The organism is Lentilactobacillus kisonensis DSM 19906 = JCM 15041, assembly GCF_001434135.1.
Lineage (GTDB): Bacteria > Bacillota > Bacilli > Lactobacillales > Lactobacillaceae > Lentilactobacillus > Lentilactobacillus kisonensis.
Genome location: NZ_AZEB01000019.1, coordinates 13,873 through 34,405 on the forward strand (window position 1 = coordinate 13,873; position 20,533 = coordinate 34,405).

Genomic DNA, 20,533 nt, shown 5'->3' on the forward strand with positions numbered 1-20,533 from the left:
TATGTCCTCTTACTCAATATGGTTAATGGTCTTATTTTACCATAAATGTAAAGATGACGACTAGCCAGCGGCAGCAATAGTCAAGCGTACTCAGCTGCGCTACCCACACTAAAACCAGCAACTATCCCCCCAGATTAGGCATAATTGCTGGTTTTAATGTAACTCAACTGTTAGTAACCCGAACGCTAGCACTAAATTAGCTTTGGTTCGTATTAGGTACCAATTTTTTCTGATGTAAGTAAGTTACACCGCCAAAGATAACGGTCCAAGCAATTGCCCCCACTGCTCCAAAAAGATCTTCGGGAATTAAAAATAATGTAAAGAACACAATGGCGAAAAACGCAATCGTTAGCGGACTCATAATTTTATATGCTGGCATCAAAAAACCATCGGGTAGAAAATCACTTGACGCCCGGTATTTCCGATGAGCTACCATTGCCAAGGTATAGACAATAATATACATATCACTAGAAACCCCCGTTACAATGGTGAAAACAGAGCTCAATACACTCGTTAAACTCATGAGTGGTGTAATCAACACAAGTACTGCTGAGAAAATAATTGCAGCTGCGGGAACCCCGTTGTTGGAAATTTTCGCAAACGTTTTATGCATCCAGGAATTTTCAGGAACTTCAGTCGCCAATTGATAAAAATGACGGCCAGCTGAGAAGATACAACTATTTAATGCCGAGGCAGCCGATGTTAGAACGACAAAGTTAATCAAAGCCGCTGCAGCTGGAAAACCTGCTAGTTTAAACACTTGAACGAACGGACTGGCATTGGGGGTAATTGATGTCCATGGGATAATTCCCATAATCACAACTAACGCACCAATATAAAAAATTAGAATTCGCAGTAGCGTTTCATTAACCGCTTTTTTGATTACCCGATGAGGCGATTTAGCTTCCCCAATCGTGATACTAACAAACTCAATCCCTTGAAACGCGAAGAACACCATTGGAAATGCCGCAACGAAGCTATAAAGGCCATGAGGAAATAGGGTAAAGTTAGTAAACACATTAGCCAGGGTAGCATGTCCCAACGGCGTCGTCGAATTTCGTGTCATCATGAATACACCAGTAAAAATCATTGCTAAGATCGCCACAATTTTAATCATCGCAAACCAAAATTCAGCTTCACCAAATACCCGAGCGGCAATTAAATTAATCCCAGCTAAAATCCCTAAGAAAACAATTTCAATTAACCAAGCCGGAATATGGGGGAACCAATATTGAACGTATGTCGCGGTGGCCGTTAGCTCAGCCATACAAACGAACACGAGCCCAATCCAGTAAGTCCAGCCGGTAAAGTGGCCAACGGTTGGTCCAAGGTAGCGAGAGATGAATGAAACAAACGTATGCTGGGATGGATCAGAATAAAACATCTCACCAATTCCACGCATCATAAAAAAGAAAAAAAGTCCTAAAACAACGTAAACCAGCATTACCGATGGGCCCGTTTTACTAATCGTACTTCCAGAACCTAAGAATAACCCCGTTCCAATTGTGCCGCCGATTGCAATCATTTGCACGTGACGATTACTTAACGCCCGCATTGTGCCGTCCTGATTTTCTGTAATTGTAGATTTCATAAGCATCCTCCTAAATTAAGGAAAAATAAGATTGCGATTAAAAATGTTCTCATGTTAATGTCAGTATCTTACCATAAATTTTATTGCTAATGTTATTTTCTCTTACATTTGAAAGCAATTACATTATAAAATAAGGCATTTTTCAAAAATACTTATTGATTATTAGGATAATATGTAATATTTCTTTACATTAATTAGCCAGAAGGATCGCAAAATGATTACTTAAATTCCAAAGTCAATTATTCATTCTGATTTTCTCCCTGCTTAATGCTTATGAAAATATCAACCCAACGTTGTCCATTCCAATAGGGGTGGTGCTGCACCAATCGGGTGACGCCATTAATTCAGATAGTTTTCCTTGTATTTAGGCGATACAAGGGCCTAGTTTTATGCCAGTTGATAAATAATTCTTGCATTTCTTCTCATCAAGTTTTATACTCACTCTAATAATTAAAGTCGAATTACATGAAGTAGTTCCTTATCTGGGTGTCAGGAAGTTGGCGGTCGCTGCGAGCCAATCAGGGTGAGGGTGACGAAATACCGTAATATCACGACAATGGTCAATAACTAGAATCCATTATCTTCTAGTGAGCGGTGTATTTTTTCTAGAATACACAAGTTGGGTGGTACCACGGTAAAAATCGTCCCTATTACATTTTAATGTGATAGGGACGATTTTTTGTTTGCCATCAGAGAAGGGAATGTTATTTATGGAAAGATCAACTAACGGAGGACTCATCCGATATTGATAAACCGCTTTTTACACGCTTCGAACGATTATCTATTAATAAGAAGAGGTTATCATTATGAAAAATAGTAAAATTAGTTTAAGGGAATCAGCCATTGTATTAGTCGTTGCTTTAGCAATTATGGGAACTGGTGTTATTGGGCTTCATTTATCCCCCCAAGTGCCCGTCCTACTTGCCATCACCGTCGTTATTTTTTGGGCTAAGATCACCGGATTCAACTGGGATGCTATTAATGCCGGCATTAAAGACGGCATCGACAAGGGAATTATTCCCATCGTTATTTTTATTCTAATCGGGGCTATGATCAGTACCTGGATCGCTGCTGGAACCATTCCAACACTGATGGTCATTGGTTTTAAAGCAATTAGCGCGCAATGGTTCTTACCCACTGTCTTTCTAGTCTGTTCACTAGTTGGGGCCGCGGTTGGCAGCTGTTTCACGGTTGTTTCAACGGTTGGGATCGCCTTCTTTGGAATTGGCGTTACAATGAACTTTAATCCCGCATTAGTAGCGGGAGCAATCGTTGCCGGCGGCGTCTTTGGCGATAAGTTATCACCACTTTCTGAAACCAATAACTTAGCCGCTGCCGTTGTGGATACCGATTTGTTTGATCACATGAAAACCATTCTCTGGTCAACCCTTCCAGCCGCCACAATTTCGACAATTGCGTTTGCCGCTCTGGGGATGGGTCACAATCATGCTGATATGGCAAAGATTAATACGACGGTTGCCGCGCTGAGCAATGATTTTCATATTTCAATTATTTCACTAATCCCAATCATTCTCGTGTTCGTTTGTGCCGCCTTTAAAATGGCCGCAATTCCAACCATGTTACTCAATATTTTCGTATCAGCGGGGATGATGTTTATTAACAATCCCGGCTTAACCATTACAAAAGCCAGCAATATCATTACTAATGGCTTTATCGCCAAAACTTCCAATAGCGAAGTTAACCTATTATTATCCCGTGGAGGCATTATCAGCATGATGCCGACCGTTGCTTTGATCGTCTTAACCTTATCGTTAGGTGGCTTGTTAGTCCACTTTGGCTTGATTGGCGCCGTCATGGAACCATTAGCTGCTCATTTAAACAGTCCCGCTAAACTAGTTACCGCTGCTTTAGGCGCCTGCATTGGCGTTAATATCTTCGTTGGCGAGCAATTTCTTTCAATTATCCTGCCAGGACGGGCATTCAAGAAAACATTTAACAATGGTGGGCTTGCCAGTAGAGCTCTCGGCCGGGTTCTCGAAGATGGTGGTACCGTGCTTAACTACTTAGTTCCTTGGGGAGTTGGCGGGGTCTTCATCGCCAACACGCTGGGCGTCCCAACGATCCAATACTTGCCATTTGTATTCTTCAGCCTTCTGTGCCCGGTATTTTCACTGCTAAGTGGCTTTACTGGGATTGGACTAAAACGAACGCAATCATCAGATAATGCTAAGAAGGATGGTCAAGTAGTCGCAACTCAAAATTAATATCGTGATATTCAAAGGGCAAGACAGGAATTAACCGTCTCGCCCTTTTTGACTGTTCTGATATTTTCCAATTTAATCAAATCGCATTAAAAAACGAGAAAAATATAGAAAGCCGTAACTAACTATTTTCCCTCGTAAATCTAAACTTAAAATTTTAATTCTCTCTGCAAAAGGGGATAGAAAAAAGCCATCCCTTTCAGGATAGCTTTTAAGGTTAACAATTAGTCAGCAGCAACGAATGGCATTAAGCCCATAATCCGTGCTCGTTTAATTGCAATTGTTAATGCCCGTTGGTTCTTAGCACTCGTTCCAGTAACTCGACGTGGAAGAATCTTTCCACGTTCTGAAACAAAGCGTTCCAACAAGTTAATATCTTTGTAGTCGATGTATTCGATGTGGTTAGCAGCGATAAAATCAACCTTGCGACGACGACGGCCGCCACGTCTTTGATAAGCCATAGTATTTCCTCCTCAAAGTATCTTGTTTACCACTAGAATGGTAAATCATCGTCGGAAATGTCAATCGAATCTCCAGAATTAGCAAATGGGTCGCCAGGATTGTTAGCACCATTGTTACCACTGTTGCCACTACTTGGATTATTACCCGGGTTATTACCGGAACCATTATTGTTACTGGAAGATGAATTGTTTGAACCATTGTCAAACGGATTGGCATTCCCATTATTTTGTTGAGGAGCATTGCCATTTTGTTGATTACCTGAGTTGCTCCGGGCACCCCGGGGTTCAAGTAATGCAAAATTATCTACCACGACTTCAGTTACATAAACACGTTGTCCTTGTTGATTTTCATAATTTCTGGTCTGAATACGGCCATCAATTCCAACAAGTGCTCCCTTATGTGTGAAGTTGGCAAAATTTTCAGCGGACTTACGCCAGATTACGCAGTTAATGAAATCAGCCTCACGTTCCCCCTGTTGATTGGTAAATGACCGATCAACGGCCAATGTAAATGAACCGACAGCGGTTCCGCTCTGTGTGTATCGTAGATCGACATCGCGGGTTAGGCGTCCCGTTAGAACTGCACGATTAAGCATGCTGAATTTGCTCCTCTCATATTAGAATGAATGATTAGTCATCGCGAACAACGATCATATGACGTAAGATATCGTCATTGATCTTTGAAAGCCGATCAAATTCGTTAAGCGCTGCATCTGAATCAGTTGTTAAGGTAATAATGTGATAGACTCCTTCATTATACCCACCGATTTCGTATGCGAACCGACGCTTTGACCAGTCTTTTGAATCAATAATCTTAGCACCATTATCAGTAACGATCTTGTCGAATCGTTCAATCAATGCTGATTTAGCTGATTCTTCGATATCTGGTCGAATGATGTAAGTAATTTCGTATTTCTTTTCTTCCATGATTGCACCTCCTTGTGGACTTATGGCCCTCTTCCCGAGAGCAAGGAGAGTTTCTGCTTTTACCCAGATACTCACAATGTAAAACTATACCATGTAACGTCAAAAATATCAATACGCCTAATGTTTGATTTACGATACATTAATTATATACGCAAACAGCACCAATAATTATTTAAATTTCATTATGATATACAAAAAAGCGAGCAGCTCATCAGCCACCCACTTTCTTGCAATTCATCTTGTATAAATTGGGGGTTGGAAACGCAGGGGACGTTCCCAGAATGTGTCCCAACCACTAGTGCCCTCTAAGTTTATATTCCATTGAGAATCAGAATTGCTTAACGTAATTCTTTAGAGGGCATCAATGGCATGTGACACACGTTTTTAAAGTTAATACTTAATATCTAATAGATTTGTCTTCTTAACATCTTCAATTGTCTTTGTACCAGCCAACTGCATAATAATTTGCAATTCGTCATTTAGATGTTCAAAGACTGACTGAACGCCTTCAGCTCCGCCAAGCGCCAATCCATAAACAGCAGGGCGACCAACGCCAACTAAATCGGCTCCAGATGCTAAGGCTTTAAAGACATCCGAACCCCTTCGGACGCCAGAGTCAAAGATCACTGGTACTCGTCCGTTAACTGCTTTAGCAACGCTTTCCAAAACATCAAAGGAAGCTGGACCGCCATTTAATTGACGACCACCATGATTAGATACATAGACACCGGCTGCACCAGCACCGATTGCATATAAAGCATCCTCTGGAGATTCAATTCCCTTGACGATAACTGGCAAATCAGTGTAGTTAGCGATTCGTTCAACGTCTTTTGGGCCAATCTTTTGAGCAGCGGCCGCATAAATTTCAGCAATTCCTTTACCCTTACCGTCACCTTCACTAAACTTAGTCAAGTTAGCCATTGGAATTGGGAACTGGAAGTTGTTAATAATATCAGCTTCACGGTAGCCATCAACCGTTGCGTCAACGGTCAGGATAATGCCCTTAACGCCCGCCTTTTTTGCTTCATCAAGGAGGGACTCATTAAATGTCCAATCCTTACTCATATAAAGTTGGAAAAATTGCGGGGCACCACCACCAGCAGCGGCGGTTTCAGCAATTGAAGTTGATGAATAGGTACTCTGGGCCATCAAGCCGCCAACGGCTGCAAGCCCCTTAGCCGTATCCTTTTCACCTTGGGCATGCGCCAATCCCTGAGCAGCGATTGGTGGCATCATAAGTGGGGTCTTCAATGAAATGCCAAACACATTCGTGTCTAGACCTGGATTTTCAATATTACTTAAGGCTTTAGGGACAATTTGCTTATGGGTAAATGCCTTTCGGTTTGCCCGCAACGTCCACTCATCCTCGGAGCCGCCGACTATGTAACCAAATCCACCGGTTGGAATGGATTTGCTTAGCCTGCTCCTCAAGTGATGGTAAATTTAAAATATCTAATTTCTTTTCATTCTCATTTTGCATGTATCCATTAACAACAGCCATAATTGAAGCCTCCATAAAATCAGTCTACTCATTTCATTATGGCAAGTGTATCACTTACGATTAGTAAGTCAAAGGATTGCTTTTTTATTTTTAGAGTGCGGAACCAAGCGGTTAGAGACTGGAGCCTAAGTTTTCTCCGCCAGAAATCCCGGTTTAGGATTTTTGGCGGAGAAGGCTTAGGTGCAAGTCTCGGCTTGGTGCAGCACGTTTCTGCAATGTCGCCAAGGAACAGAAATTCCCGCGCTTGGAATTTTTCCGTTAGGTGCTTATATGCAGATTCCTGCTTGTTGGAGCACATTTCAATCAGAGTGCGGAAACAAGCGGTTAGGAATCGAAATATAAGTCGCCTGTGAAGGAAATTCCGGGTTTTGGAATTTTTTTCACAGGTGCTTATATGCAGATTCCTACTTGTTGGAGCACATTTCAAAAACAATCAATTAAGAATTGGCATATCAGTTGCCGTCATGGCCGTTTTTCACCACTTCGTAATTTTAAAATAAAGTAACAACTGCAATTAGCAATCCCAATCACGCCAACCAAGATACTGATTAGTTCCAAATTACCGGGTAAACAAAGCAATGCAACTGAAATGAACATGACAAAGACAAACGCACAGAATCCTTGATAGAGATCCCCTATAACGGTTGCACCTGTGATTAAACTGGTCCCAATAACAACTAATTGAATGATAATGCTAACTGCCATCACATACCACATGCCAGGTTTCCCATAGGTATTGCTCCCCAGAATTTGATATTCCGAAATGATAATGACCACACAGACACTTAGTAGTACATTTAAAAAATGTGACCAAATCTGATTTTTCATTTTAGGTCGTCTCTTTTCGTTTTAAAACTGGTAGTATCAAAAACGCTCACGATTAAAATGGCTTTAAGAATTAACCGGCGCTTGTTACGATCGATTTACCAATCGCTGATAAACGGTTGTCGTTAACCAATAAATACCGAGATAACAGGCGACTAATAAAGCAATCGTGGCAACACTAACCGTAACCAACAACTTAAGGTTATACATAGAAAAGATGGTTAAAACACTCTTAATCGCCGGAAACGCAAAACCAAGATGAATTACCGCACCAATGATTGGCAACATAAATACCAGTAGAACCTGACTATGGATTGCTTTCTTACTTTCCGCTTGACTGAGTCCAACTTGTTGCATCGTTTTAAAGCGTTTCGCATCGGCAATCCCTTCAGAGACCTGCTTATAATAAATGATCAAGGCAGTCGCGAAACTCATCGTCATACTAATCAAAATGCCAACAAATAGAAATCCGCCAAACAACGACTTAAATAAGGCTTGCTGAATAACCTTAGAAGATAATTCGGTATTTTGTAAACGGAGTGATTGCTGAAGAACCAATGAGAAACGCTTTTGCTTTTGGTTTGACCCGCTAAGATTAAATCCTTGGAGATATAACCACGGCGCTGGATTAAGTTGTTTAGCAAGCCGTTCATTAGCGGTAATGACAAAGACCGGTTGAAAAATTGAATGCTGGTAATTGACCACCATTTTAAAGTGATGAACCACTTTAACCGGATACTTTTTCCCATTAATCGTTAGCCACTTATTCTGATAACTGTTGTCTGGGGTATAGATCAATAAATGATTTCCTACTAATTTTCGTTGGGTTCCTTGAACCCGGTTGTAGTCATTAATCGTCATGGTGCCTAGTTGATGAGAAGTCTTAGCTGATTCATTTTTTACAAATTGACCGTCCTTTAAAATGCCATCCGTGGGAGTCGTCATCCGATATTGGTGGCGGCTCCCAATTTTAACATCACTCTGATGAGCAATTTGCTCAGTTGCCAATTTTGCCTGCTTATTGATGGGTTGTGGTGTTGCGGTAATAATATCGTATGGATTCCAAAGTTGAACCAAGTTCTGCTCACCTACAAACAAACTCGTGGTCGCAATAATTGTGACCAAAATTGACGTACACAATAAACAAATAGATGCTAGCCCAGCCCCATTCTGTTTCATCCGGTAGAGCATCCCAGAAACCGAGATGAAGTGATTAGGTTTGTAGTAGTAATTCGGCTTTGACTTCAAAAACTTAAGGAAAATAATACTGCCCGTAATAAAGACAAGGTAAGTGCCCATCACGACCAAAATAACAGCAACCATGAATCTGAGAATTGAACCAGCACTCGGTTTAGTCGTTACCGCAATAAAATAACCACCACCCAAAAGCAAAACACCAATTATGCCAGTTAACCAACGGCTCTTAGGCTCCTGTTCCCCCTTTTCAGAAAGCTTCCAAAGATCAGCTGGGTGAATTTGGCGGATAAGCAGAAAATCGTAAATCAAAATGGCCACAAAGGTCAATCCGAACAAAATGGTTACGGTAAGCAACGCGGTCGGTGAAAAGGTCTCCTTGATTCGATAATCGTCTAGTAGTCGCTGTAAAACTAGGAATGCTAATTTAACAAAGGTGACGCCTAACACAAATCCAATGATCAAGCTGACAATATATAAACAGAAATTCTCAATGATTAAAATCAGTCGCAAATCATTTCTGGTCAGTCCCAGCATGTTGTATAAGCCCAACTCCTGATTCCGTTGTTTTATCAAGAAACTATTGACATAAAACATAAATATGACGGCAATCAAAGCCACAAACATCAAACCAATTCCAATGATTTTGATAATAATATCGCCATTCACTGAATGCTTTAAACTGTCATTTCCCAGTAGGCTCCAAAAAATGTAATTAATAGCAATCAGCACTGAACTCGCCAAAATAAATAGGCCATTCTCTCTAACATGATGGGTCAGACTATGGCTAGCTAATTTCCAATGAATCATGATCGCGCCTCCTCACTAGCTAAGGCAGTTAGACTCTGAGTAATTTTTGTTAGGTAATCCTGTTTGTCTTGGTCACCCCGTATCAACTCATGATAGATAACCCCGTCTTTAATAAAGAGCGTCCGCTTAGAATAACTGGCGGTTACTGCACTATGGGTAACCATCAAAATCGTTTGCCCCTGGTCATTTACCTGATCAAATAATCGCAGTAACCCCGCAGCGTTATGTGAGTCCAGGGCACCAGTCGGTTCATCAGCCAATAATAATTGTGGTTGCGTGATGAGTGCCCGGGCTGCGGCCACTCTTTGCCGTTGACCACCAGAAATTTCATATGGAAATCGGTCCAAAATGGGAGTGATTTCCAACTGAGCTGCCAATGGTGCTAATCGTTTAGCCATTTCCAAATGTGATTTCTTTGCCAATACCAGCGGCAGGAAAATATTATCGCGGTTATTGAAGGTATTTAACAAATTAAAGTTTTGAAAAACAAATCCCAACTGTTCCCTGCGAAACTTTGCGGCATTTCGCTCTGTTAATTCATTTAAATTCTGGCCTTCAAGCTTGATCGTGCCACTACTTGCCTTGTCTAAAGTGGCAATAATATTGAGCAGCGTCGTTTTCCCAGCTCCAGATTCACCCATAATTGCCACGTAATCTCCGGCTTTGACACTAAGTGAGATATCTTTTAAGGCAACCACCTGCTGACTATTTTCTTTAAAAACCCGTCTAACATGTTCCAAGGTTAATAATGGCATTATTCTGATCTCCTTTGATTTATTAAGGCAAGTATAAAAGGCTGCTAGCACTCAGACCAGTTACGGTCTAGTTAGCAACCTTACAGTTTGTTATTTAACCTGAGATGTTCCTTTTGAAAAGTCAGGGTGACAGCGGTGCCGCTATTTTCCGTGGACACAATCGCCAACGTTTCGCCTAATAAGGTCGCAACCTGGTGAGCCATATATAGACCCATTCCAGTTGCTGCCTGCTGTTGGCGACCGTTTTCGCCAGTGAATCCTGGTTCAAAAACCCGAGGAAGATCACTAGCTGAAATCCCAACACCATGATCAGCAATGGTTAACTGATTTTGCCGCCAAGTGATATCAATCGTGCTGTTTGGGTTAGAATATTTTAGCGCGTTAAAAATAACTTGCCTCAAAATAAAGCCTAACCACTTTTTATCGGTTAAAATTTGCGTCTGCCCAACTTGTAATCGTGGCGTTAAATTCTTGTTAATAAAAAAGATTGAATAGTCTTTGATAATTGGCGTGATAATATCTTGCGGAAGCTGCCAAGTAAAATCTAAGTCATGGTGGAAATCTTCCAATCGTTCGTAATTCAGTAATAAGTCCATTTGGTTACTTATTAACTGGATTTGCTGCTGTAATTCATCACTAGCAACAGCGTCATTATTTTCTGCCAGCAGTTGCAATGCCGTTAAAGGCAACTTGATTTCATGACTCCAAAGCATTAAATAATCTTGTTTTTGGGCCGTTCGTTGTTCTAACCTTCTTTGATTTTCATCCTGCTGTTGTTTAATTTTTGCCAACGCCCGCCAATATGGTTTTAATAAAGTTTGTTTGGGTTCCTCCGGGAGGATATTTTGCTCAAGTGCTTTATCTAATTTTTTAATAACCAAATATTGCGTCATTATCCGGTACCCGAGCACAATAAGGATTGGAATCCAAGTAAACCGAAATAGATTGCCAACAATGTTTTCAGGGATGCGATACAGCCAGCAAAGCCCCCAAAATATTGTCAAGATACCAACGTACAAAAGGACCAGTGGAATTTGTGATAACAGGAGTTGCCAGATTTGATTTTTAACTTTCATCAGCTGTCACCAACCGATATCCACGCCCTCGCTCTGTTACGAGGCGACCCCGCAAATTAACTTGATCTAATTTTTCTCGCAGCCGACTCATATTGACGTTCAAAACACTATCTTCAATAAACGAGCCGCCCTGCCAAATGTTTTGCATTAATTGTTGTTTAGTTACCAATTTGCCAGCATTGAGAAAGAAAATCTTAAGAATCGTTCCTTCCGTGGGAGTTAATTTCACCGTATGATCTTGATACTTTAATTCATTGGTTAAAATGTTCAGCCGATAATCCTCGTAAGTTAAGGATTCCATAGGGATAGCCTCCCGCTTTGTCCGCCGTAAAACTGCTTGAATTTTTGAAATCAATACATTAAGTGAAAACGGCTTAACAACATAGTCATCTGCCCCAGTTGCAATCGCCCTAACTGCATTGGGATCCATGTCAGCAGCCGAAACAAAGATAACCGGGACGTCCGATACTTGCCGCAATTGACTAGTCCAGTAAAAACCGTCAAACGTTGGCAAGGTAATGTCCATAATCACAATATCCGGTTGAAACGTGCGAATTTCAGCAACAACGCTGTTCCAATCTTGAACTGTCTGAGAGAGATACTGCCATTTATTAAATTCTTTAATCATGGCATTAGTAATCGTCCGATCATCTTCAACGATAAAAATCTTTGGCATTACTTTGCCTCCTCTTATAAAGTGAGCGGATCTAGGCGGTTAGAAACCGGAATGTAAGTTTCCTATGAGGGAAATTCCCGGGTTTGGAATTTTTCTCGGAGGTGCTTACATTCCGGTTTCTGCCTGGAGGAGCTGTCCTAAAAAAGTGAGCGGATCCAGGCGGTTAGAAACCGGAATGTAAGTCTCCTCTGAGGGGAATTCCCGGGTTTGGAATTTTTCTCGGTGGTGCTTACATTCCGGTTTCTGCCTGGAGGAGCTGTCCTAAAATCAGTGAGCGGATCCAGGCGATTTAGAAGTCGGAGTGTAAGTCTCCTCTAACGGAAATCCCCGATTTTGGGATTTTTGTTAGAGGTGCTTACGCGCAGACTTCTGCCTGGAGGAGCTGTCCTAAAATCAGTGAGCGGAACAAAGCGATTAGAGACTGGAGCCTAAGTTTTCTCTGTCAGAAATCCCGGACTTGGATTTTTGGCAGAGAAGGCTTAGGTGCAAGTCTCGGCTTTGTGAAGCTGTCTTAAAAGTACCGATACCCCAATAATACCATTTGGCCCAGCAAAAAAACTGGAGATCCTTAATTTTAAGGATTCCCAGTTTCCAATTAGTTAGTCATTATTTTGAGAGTCATCTGAATCTGATTGTTGATCCGATCCATCGGCTGGTGTTTGTGAATTAGTATCAGTCGTTTCATTCTCATCATCTTGCTTCTCAACTTTAGCCATCGTTGCCACCTTAGCATCATCATCCATTCGGATTAAATGAACACCAAGGGTTGCCCGACCAGTTTGAGAAACATCATCAACGTCAAAACGAATCATAACACCTTTATTCGTAATTAACATGATATCTTCAGCACCAGTAACGGTTGTCAGTCCCGCAAGCGGCCCGTTTTTCTCGGTGATATTAGCAGTCTTAATTCCTTTACCACCACGGCCCTTAATTGGATATTCAACAGCTGCCGTTCGTTTACCATAACCATTTTCAGAAATGATAAACACCTCGCTATTAGGTTTCAACGTATCTGCCCCAACAACATAGTCACTGTCCCGAAGTCGAATGCCACGAACCCCGGTTGCTGAACGGCCCATTGACCGAACGTCTGCAGCCTTAAAACTAACCGCATATCCCTTATGAGTCCCAATGATAATATTTTGATCCTTATCGACGATCAAAACATTAATCACCTGGTCATCATCTTTAAGGTGAATTGCCTTCAGACCATTACTTCGAATGTTAGCAAATTCTTCAACTGGTGTCCGTTTAACCGTGCCATGCAAGGTTACGAAGAATAAGTCCTTTTCAATATCTTTATGCTTATCGGAAATATTAATAACGGCTTCAATCTTTTCGTCATTATTAATATTAAGCAGGTTAATAATTGGAATTCCCTTTGCCGAACGGCCGTATTCAGGAATTTCATACCCCTTCATTCGATAAACTTTACCTGCATCGGTAAAGAATAGAAGCACATCATGAGTCGACGTAGAGACAAGATGTTCCACGAAGTCATCATTATGCACACCCATCCCTTGGACACCCCGGCCACCACGATTTTGAGCTTTAAACTCAGTGGTTGGCAGCCGTTTGATATACCCATTATGAGTTAACGAAACAATGACGTCCTCTTCTTCAATTAAATCTTCATCTTCTAGGCTGAGAACCTCACCAACCAAGAGTTCAGTTCTTCGAGGGTCACCAAATTTATGCTGAATTTCAAGTAATTCTTCATAAATAATCTGGTTAACCCGGTCACGACTTGCCAAAATAGCCTTGTAATCTTCGATATCTTTCATTAACTGGGCGTATTCTTTTTCAATTTTGTCGCGTTCCAAGCCGGTTAATCGAACCAGTCGCATATCAAGAATGGCCTGCGCTTGTTTATCATCTAGGCCAAATCCATCAATTAACTGGTTCTTAGCAACATCCCCAGTTTGAGAACCACGAATAATCTTAATAATTTCATCAATGTGATCTAAAGCAATCCGCAAACCTTCAAGGATATGAGCCCGAGCTTGTGCTTTCTTAAGTTCGTACTGAGTCCGGCGTTTAATAACTTCAACTTGATGTTCCAAATAATAATTAAGAATTTCTTTTAAGCTGAGGATCTTTGGGGTCCCCTTAACAATTGCTAACATGTTAAAGCTAAATGACGTCTGCATCAACGTTAACTTGTATAAATTATTTAAAATCACTTCGGCACTTGCATCACGGCGAACATCAATCACCACCCGCATCCCTTCACGATCAGATTCATCGTTAATATCGGTGATGCCTTCAATTCGCTTATCCCGAGCAAGTTCGGCGATTCTTTCAATTAATTTGGCTTTATTGACCATATATGGTAATTCAGTGGCAATGATCCGTTGCTTACCATCTGACTTACCTTCAATTTCAACTTTAGCCCGAACAATAATTGATCCCTTACCAGTTTCATAGGCCCTTCGGATTCCTGATTTACCCATGACAACGCCACCCGTTGGAAAGTCAGGGCCAGGCAATACTTCCATTAAATCAGCGGTAGTTGCTTCCGGATTATTCATGAGCACATGAATGGCGCTGATGACCTCAGATAAATTGTGCGGTGGAATATTCGTTGCCATTCCAACAGCAATTCCAGATGCCCCATTGACTAGTAAGTTAGGGAATCGGGATGGTAAGACGCTTGGTTCTCGTTCAGTGCCATCGTAGTTAGGTTGGAAATCAATCGTATCTTTGTTAATGTCACGCAACATTTCCATCGCAATTTTGCTTAACCGGGCTTCGGTATACCGCATGGCAGCGGCACCGTCACCGTCGACAGAACCAAAGTTACCGTGACCATCAACTAACATATAACGATAGCTAAACGGCTGCGCCATCCGAACCATCGATTCATAAACGGCTGTATCACCGTGGGGATGATACTTACCTAAAACATCCCCAACGATTCTGGCAGACTTTTTATAAGGTTTATCTGGGGTAACCCCCAATTCATGCATATCGTATAAAATACGGCGATGAACTGGTTTTAATCCATCACGAACATCAGGTAAAGCACGCGCAACAATAACACTCATTGCGTAATCAAGAAAAGATGTCCGCATTTTCTTGGATAGGTCAACATTCGTTATTCGACCTGGAAAGTCGCCATTGTTATCATTTTCGTTGGCCAAACTATTTACCTCCATTCATATCAAGGGAAGAAGCAGATGTTTCATGTGAAACATTGATGAAATTTAATTTTGAATTAATTGTAGTAACGCGGAAATTACTTTGTGAAACACGTTTCGTAAGAGAAAAATCTATGTGGTAGTCCTCTTTAATTAGGGTATGAATCGCTTAGCAACTCAGATTAGGACCGTTTTGCAAAGCAGAAGTCTGCACCTAAGCTACTCCGTTCAAAAATCCCAAACCCAGGGATTTCTGAACGGAGCAACTTAGGCTCCGACTTCTAACCGCTTTGCTACGCTCACTATCTCTATACATCCAAATTCTCCACAAACGTTGCGTTATCTTCAATAAACTCGCGTCGGGGTTCAACCTTGTCTCCCATTAGCATTGAAAAGACTTTGTTAGCTTCCGCAGCATCTGACGATTCCACGCGTAACAGATGACGATTTTCTGGGTTCATTGTTGTATCCCATAACTGTTCCGCATCCATTTCACCCAACCCTTTGTACCGTTGAATAACCGGCTTAGGGGATGGCTGGAGCGTTCCCAAAAATTGACTTAAATCCTCGTCTGAATCGATATAACGAGACATCTTTCCCTGACGGACTTGGTACAGTGGCGGCTGAGCAACGTACACATAGCCGGCATCGATCAACGGTCTCATATAGCGATAAATCAAAGTTAACAATAGCGTTTGAATATGGGCACCGTCGACATCGGCATCGGTCATAATGATTAACTTATGATAATTAATCTTTGACAGGTCAAAATCTTCACCAAAACCGGTTCCCATTGCCGTAAACAACGACCGAATTTCTTCATTTGCTAAAATTCGATCCATGCTGGCTTTTTCAACGTTCAAAATTTTCCCACGGATGGGTAGGATTGCCTGGGTTAACCGGGAACGTCCCTGCTTAGCCGAACCTCCGGCTGAATCCCCTTCGACAATGAATAATTCAGATATTCGGGGATCTTTACTAGTATTATCGGCTAACTTACCAGGTAAATTACTGATTTCAAGGCCACTCTTTTTCCGAGTCACTTCCCGGGCTCGTTTAGCTGCTGAACGGGCTTTAGATGCTAACAAGCCGCGGTCAACAATCTTGCGGGCCATCTTAGGATTTTCCATCAGGAATTTTGCAAAATGATCACTAAAAATCCGATCAGTGACGGTTCGCGCATCTGAGTTACCTAACTTCGTCTTAGTCTGACCTTCGAATTGAGGATCAGGATGCTTAATACTGACGACGGCGGTTGTACCTTCACGAACATCTTCACCAGACAGGTTAGCTTCATTATCCTTAAGTAGCTTATTCTTCCGGGCATAATCATTAATTACCCGGGTTAATGCCCGCTTAAAGCCTTCCTCATGGGTCCCACCTTCATAAGTATGAATGTTATTAGTAAACGTCATTAACGTATTATGATAATCATTAGTATATTGAATCGCAACTTCAACGGTAATGCCGTTCATGACACCCTCTACGTAAATCGGCTCATCAAGTAACGTCTCTTTACTCTTATCCAAGTATTCGACGTAATGTTTAATTCCGCCTTCATACATAAAGTCTTTTTCAGTGGGCTTCTCAGGACGAAGATCGCGAATGACAATTCGTAATCCTTTATTTAAAAAGGCTAGTTCACGAAGCCTAGCAGTTAACACCTTAATGTCATAAGTTGTTGTTTCCCGAAAAATATCTGGATCGGGAAGAAAATGAACCTTAGTTCCATGAAGATCATCGGAAACTTCCTTGACAACCTTCATCTTTGTTTTAACATGACCGCGGGTAAAGTCCATGTAATAGACTTTGCCGTCACGGGTAACTTCAACGTCTAATTCAGATGACAATGCGTTGACAACCGAAGCCCCCACACCATGAAGACCACCAGAAACTTTATAGCCGCCACCGCCAAATTTACCACCCGCATGTAAGATTGTAAAAACGGTTTCAAGAGCGGGCTTACCAGTTTTCTTTTGAATATCAACGGGAATTCCCCGGCCATCATCAATAACGGTAATACTGTTATCCTTCTCAACCGTCACAGTAATTTTACTTGCAAAACCAGCTAAAGCCTCGTCGATACCGTTATCCACGATTTCCCATACTAAATGGTGAAGGCCTTGTGAGCTAGTCGTTCCAATATACATCCCGGGACGTTTTCTAACCGCCTCAAGTCCTTCCAAAACTTGAATTTGGCTCGCATCATATTCATGAGCTAACTCTTTTTTAGTTTCTTTTTCATCAGCCATATTGTTTCTCCTTAACTACTTTTCCAAACTTACATTGCCATTATCGATTCGAAATATCTTCGGGTTAGTTAATAATTCCTGTTGAACACCACTCAAACTGGTAGTGGTTAAAAACGTTTGAACTTTGTCCTGAATGGCAGTTAATAAATGCGTCTGCCGAAAATCATCAAGTTCCGATAACACATCGTCTAATAACAATATCGGATATTCATCGGTCTGTTCCTTCATTAAGTCGATCTCAGCAAGCTTAACTGAAAGCGCAGTTGTCCGCTGCTGGCCTTGAGAACCGAAAGATTGAACTTCTTTATCATTGATGACAAAGTGTAAATCATCTCGATGCGGCCCAATTAACGTCGTTGAACGCATAATTTCTTTTTCCTTAATTTTGGAAAATTGTTTCAATAGATTTTGATATACCGATTCAACTGACGTTAATTGGTCATCAGCCACCGCTGTTTTATATGCAAACGCTAAGTTTTCTTTGCCCTGAGAGATTTCTGAATGCACCACTTTAGCAAACTTCTCTAACTTTTTAACTAGCTGAAGTCGTTGGAAAATGATTTCCGCCCCATAAGCCGAAAGCTGATCGGACAAAACATCTAGATAAACCCGATCGGACTGAGTCTTGTGATGTAAATCTCTTAGATACCGGTTGCGTTGTTTTAAAATCTTCTTATATTGAGTGGAATTGTATAAATAGCGATTACTCATCTGGCCAAATTCCATGTCCATAAATTTTCGGCGGACTTGAGGAGCGCCCTTAACGATTGAAAGGTCCTCGGGGGCAAATAAAATAACGTTTAGCTGGCCCACATAACTTGATAGTCTGGCCTGCTCCAAATGGTTAACTTTGGCACGCTTTCCTTTTAGCCCCAAATCAAGTTCAATCGGGACGGATCCGAGTCTTTTTTGCAGAATGCCCCTGATTTGAGCAGTCTGACTGTCCCAATTAATTAATTCCCGTTCATTATTTGTTCGGTGGCTTCTGGTTAAGGCTAAAACATAAATTGCTTCAAGCAAGTTTGTTTTTCCCTGAGCATTTTCACCTAAAAAGACATTGATACCATCCGAAAAATCAAGGCTTTGATTAACATAGTTACGAAAATTATGGAGCTCAATTTTCGTTAATTTCATTCAGATTCCTGCTTTAAATGAATAAAAAATAAGCCAACATCAGGAACTTCAACATGATCCCCGTCGTATAGTTTTCTGCCACGACGATCATCCGGTTCATCATTGACATTAACTGCATTTTCTTTTAAAAACCATTTAGCTTGACCACCACTACTAATAATGGCTTCTTCTTTAAGCAATTGGCCGAGCGTAATATATGGTCCATCAATGAGTATCTCTTTTTTCACAATTTCACCCACCTTTTACATATAACATTATACCCCTTATTTTATTAAAAGTACATGATAGTAACGATTCTTGGGCACTCTCAGAACCTTTTTGACTTTTTAGATAGTTTTATCAAAAAATAGCGAAAATTGCTAAAAAGTCCGTATATGAGCAATTAAATAAGGATAAGCGATTTTTTTACTCTTAACACAATTAATCAAGTGCCGTTTATTAGGAATCTTTCACAAAGTTCATGACAGTTAGGTTGTCATTGCTTTGGGAAAAATGACACATCAGTTTAGCCCCCAATTAACTGGCAAGTGACTAATTCAAAGCAGAAAAAAAGACTGAAACAAAGGGGTTCTTGCTCAGCCTTCTATTAGGATGGTGGATGCTACCTTAGAGATCACACTTAGTTCCTACTAGTCATTATCGCTAGTTAGAACGTTCTAATTGGTGTTATCAACTGGATAAAACGATCACTATCTTCAGTTGGCGTTAACGTGAAAGGTCTTAGGGCCGATGTAAAGTCAACATTAATTGTCGATTGGCCAAACGACCGCAAAGCATCCTTCATATAATCTGGGTTAAATGAAATTTCAAGTTGATTCCCTTCAACCTGATTAGGTTCCATATCTTCTTCAACGTTACCAACATCAGGAGAATTCCCGTAAATAGTAACGGTCTTTTTGTCTGGATCAATGGTAATTTTAACCACATTATTTCTGGATTCATGGGATAGCAATGAAGCTCGTTCAATTGCCGCCAACAAGTCTGGGGCATCAAATGAAACTCGGGTGTCGTGTGAATCTGGAATTAAGCGACCAGTATCTGGATAGTTACCCTCAAGAAGCCGTGAATAGAACAAAGTATCACCAATAACAAATAAAGCCTGGTTTTCAGTGACTGATAATGAAACTTCTTCTTGATCGTCATCAATCATTCGAGATAACTCAGTTAAACTTTTTCCAGGAATAACAAAATCGTAGGAACCTTCAATTGATTTCTCGAGGGTCACTTTCCGTTGACTTAATCTATGGCTATCGGTTGCAACTGCCATTACGTGGTTTTCAGAAATAACAAAATGAACCCCTGTCAGAATTGGCCGACTTTCTTGATTGGATACAGCAACAACCGTTTGACTGATAATTTGTTTAAATAAATCGGAAGCTAATGGAATCGATGTGTTTGTTTGAATTTCAGGTAAATGAGGATAATTATTAGCGTCTAATCCATTGATAGTAAATGAAGATTGGCCGGATGTAATCATTGTCTGAAAATTCTCACCAACTTCAAGGGTAATGGTGTCCTGAGGTAATTTTTTAACGATATCAGTAAAGAATCGTGCGGGTAACACAATGGCACCTTCAGATTCAACTGCTAATAAGTTATCTGGGTTATCAGCCTTAATGGTTGTTTCAATTGAAATATCAGCGTCACTACCAGTTAAAACGATTGCTGATTGACTGGCCACTAATTTAAGGCCAGTTAAAATGGGAATTGTTGTTTTAGTAGAGATTGCTCTAGAAACGGTGTTTAAAGCTTTAGTAAATGCTGTTCGGCCAATTGTAAATTTCATACGTTGAATCATCCTCCCGGAAAGTGGTGAATAAGATTAATTTAATTAATAAAAGAAAAAGAAGTAACAGTAGGCACTGTGGAAATGTGGATAACTTTTCTTAAGTCTTTTGTTATCGCTTAAAGAGCTGTGGATAAATCTGTGCATAACTTTTACTTTTTGTTATTAATTATCCACAGC

The 20,533-nt window shown here is 40.9% G+C and carries 15 protein-coding genes and 1 pseudogene; 1 reads left to right on the forward strand and 15 read right to left on the reverse strand.

Annotated features, from left to right (window positions below; all coding sequences use genetic code 11):
• Positions 1–196: 196 nt before the first annotated feature.
• Entirely contained in the window at positions 197–1,591 is a 1,395-nt protein-coding gene (locus FC98_RS09640; RefSeq protein ID WP_040471649.1) for an amino acid permease, read from the reverse strand.
• An 806-nt stretch (positions 1,592–2,397) separates the two neighbouring features.
• On the opposite strand from FC98_RS09640, the gene nhaC reads away from it, so the two are divergent.
• Positions 2,398–3,816, forward strand: a complete 1,419-nt coding sequence (nhaC, locus tag FC98_RS09645; RefSeq protein WP_008857188.1) for a Na+/H+ antiporter NhaC — start codon at positions 2,398–2,400, stop codon at positions 3,814–3,816.
• Between the two features lie 221 nt (positions 3,817–4,037).
• On the opposite strand, the gene rpsR is transcribed toward nhaC, so the two are convergent.
• From rpsR to dnaN, 14 genes and pseudogenes are all read right to left on the reverse strand, one after another.
• A complete protein-coding gene (rpsR, locus tag FC98_RS09650) occupies positions 4,038–4,274 on the reverse strand; it encodes a 30S ribosomal protein S18 (protein ID WP_008857189.1) in 237 nt (78 codons plus the stop codon).
• Between the two features lie 32 nt (positions 4,275–4,306).
• Positions 4,307–4,870 carry a single-stranded DNA-binding protein gene (gene ssb, locus FC98_RS09655; protein WP_008857190.1) on the reverse strand — a complete coding sequence of 188 codons (564 nt, stop codon included), beginning with the start codon at positions 4,868–4,870 and terminating at the stop codon, positions 4,307–4,309.
• 34 nt (positions 4,871–4,904) lie between these two features.
• A complete protein-coding gene (gene rpsF / locus FC98_RS09660) occupies positions 4,905–5,201 on the reverse strand; it encodes a 30S ribosomal protein S6 (RefSeq protein ID WP_040471652.1) in 297 nt (98 codons plus the stop codon).
• A 390-nt stretch (positions 5,202–5,591) separates the two neighbouring features.
• A pseudogene (locus FC98_RS09665) lies at positions 5,592–6,702 on the reverse strand (lactate oxidase).
• Positions 6,703–7,164: 462 nt separating this feature from the next.
• Entirely contained in the window at positions 7,165–7,530 is a 366-nt protein-coding gene (locus tag FC98_RS09670) for a hypothetical protein (protein WP_008857194.1), read from the reverse strand.
• Between the two features lie 84 nt (positions 7,531–7,614).
• Entirely contained in the window at positions 7,615–9,531 is a 1,917-nt protein-coding gene (locus FC98_RS09675) for an FtsX-like permease family protein (protein WP_056949497.1), read from the reverse strand.
• Positions 9,528–10,286, reverse strand: a complete 759-nt coding sequence (locus FC98_RS09680) for an ABC transporter ATP-binding protein (RefSeq protein ID WP_008857196.1) — start codon at positions 10,284–10,286, stop codon at positions 9,528–9,530. The genes FC98_RS09675 and FC98_RS09680 overlap by 4 nt, the downstream gene beginning before the upstream one ends.
• An 80-nt stretch (positions 10,287–10,366) precedes the next feature.
• Complete coding sequence (locus tag FC98_RS09685) at positions 10,367–11,362, reverse strand: sensor histidine kinase (protein ID WP_056949498.1); 996 nt, start codon at positions 11,360–11,362, stop codon at positions 10,367–10,369.
• Complete coding sequence (locus FC98_RS09690) at positions 11,352–12,038, reverse strand: response regulator transcription factor (RefSeq protein WP_008857198.1); 687 nt, start codon at positions 12,036–12,038, stop codon at positions 11,352–11,354. The genes FC98_RS09685 and FC98_RS09690 overlap by 11 nt, the downstream gene beginning before the upstream one ends.
• Positions 12,039–12,637: 599 nt before the next feature.
• Positions 12,638–15,199: a DNA gyrase subunit A gene (gene gyrA / locus FC98_RS09695; protein WP_054655701.1), complete on the reverse strand. Its 2,562-nt coding sequence runs from the start codon at positions 15,197–15,199 to the stop codon at positions 12,638–12,640.
• Positions 15,200–15,489: 290 nt separating this feature from the next.
• Positions 15,490–17,433, reverse strand: a complete 1,944-nt coding sequence (gene gyrB, locus FC98_RS09700; protein WP_008857201.1) for a DNA topoisomerase (ATP-hydrolyzing) subunit B — start codon at positions 17,431–17,433, stop codon at positions 15,490–15,492.
• A gap of 15 nt (positions 17,434–17,448) precedes the next feature.
• Complete coding sequence (gene recF, locus FC98_RS09705) at positions 17,449–18,567, reverse strand: DNA replication/repair protein RecF (protein WP_056949499.1); 1,119 nt, start codon at positions 18,565–18,567, stop codon at positions 17,449–17,451.
• On the reverse strand, positions 18,564–18,794 hold the full coding sequence (gene yaaA / locus FC98_RS09710) for a S4 domain-containing protein YaaA (protein WP_040471654.1): 231 nt from the start codon (positions 18,792–18,794) through the stop codon (positions 18,564–18,566). The genes recF and yaaA overlap by 4 nt, the downstream gene beginning before the upstream one ends.
• A 419-nt stretch (positions 18,795–19,213) precedes the next feature.
• A complete protein-coding gene (gene dnaN, locus FC98_RS09715) occupies positions 19,214–20,353 on the reverse strand; it encodes a DNA polymerase III subunit beta (RefSeq protein ID WP_056949500.1) in 1,140 nt (379 codons plus the stop codon).
• Positions 20,354–20,533: the final 180 nt, after the last annotated feature.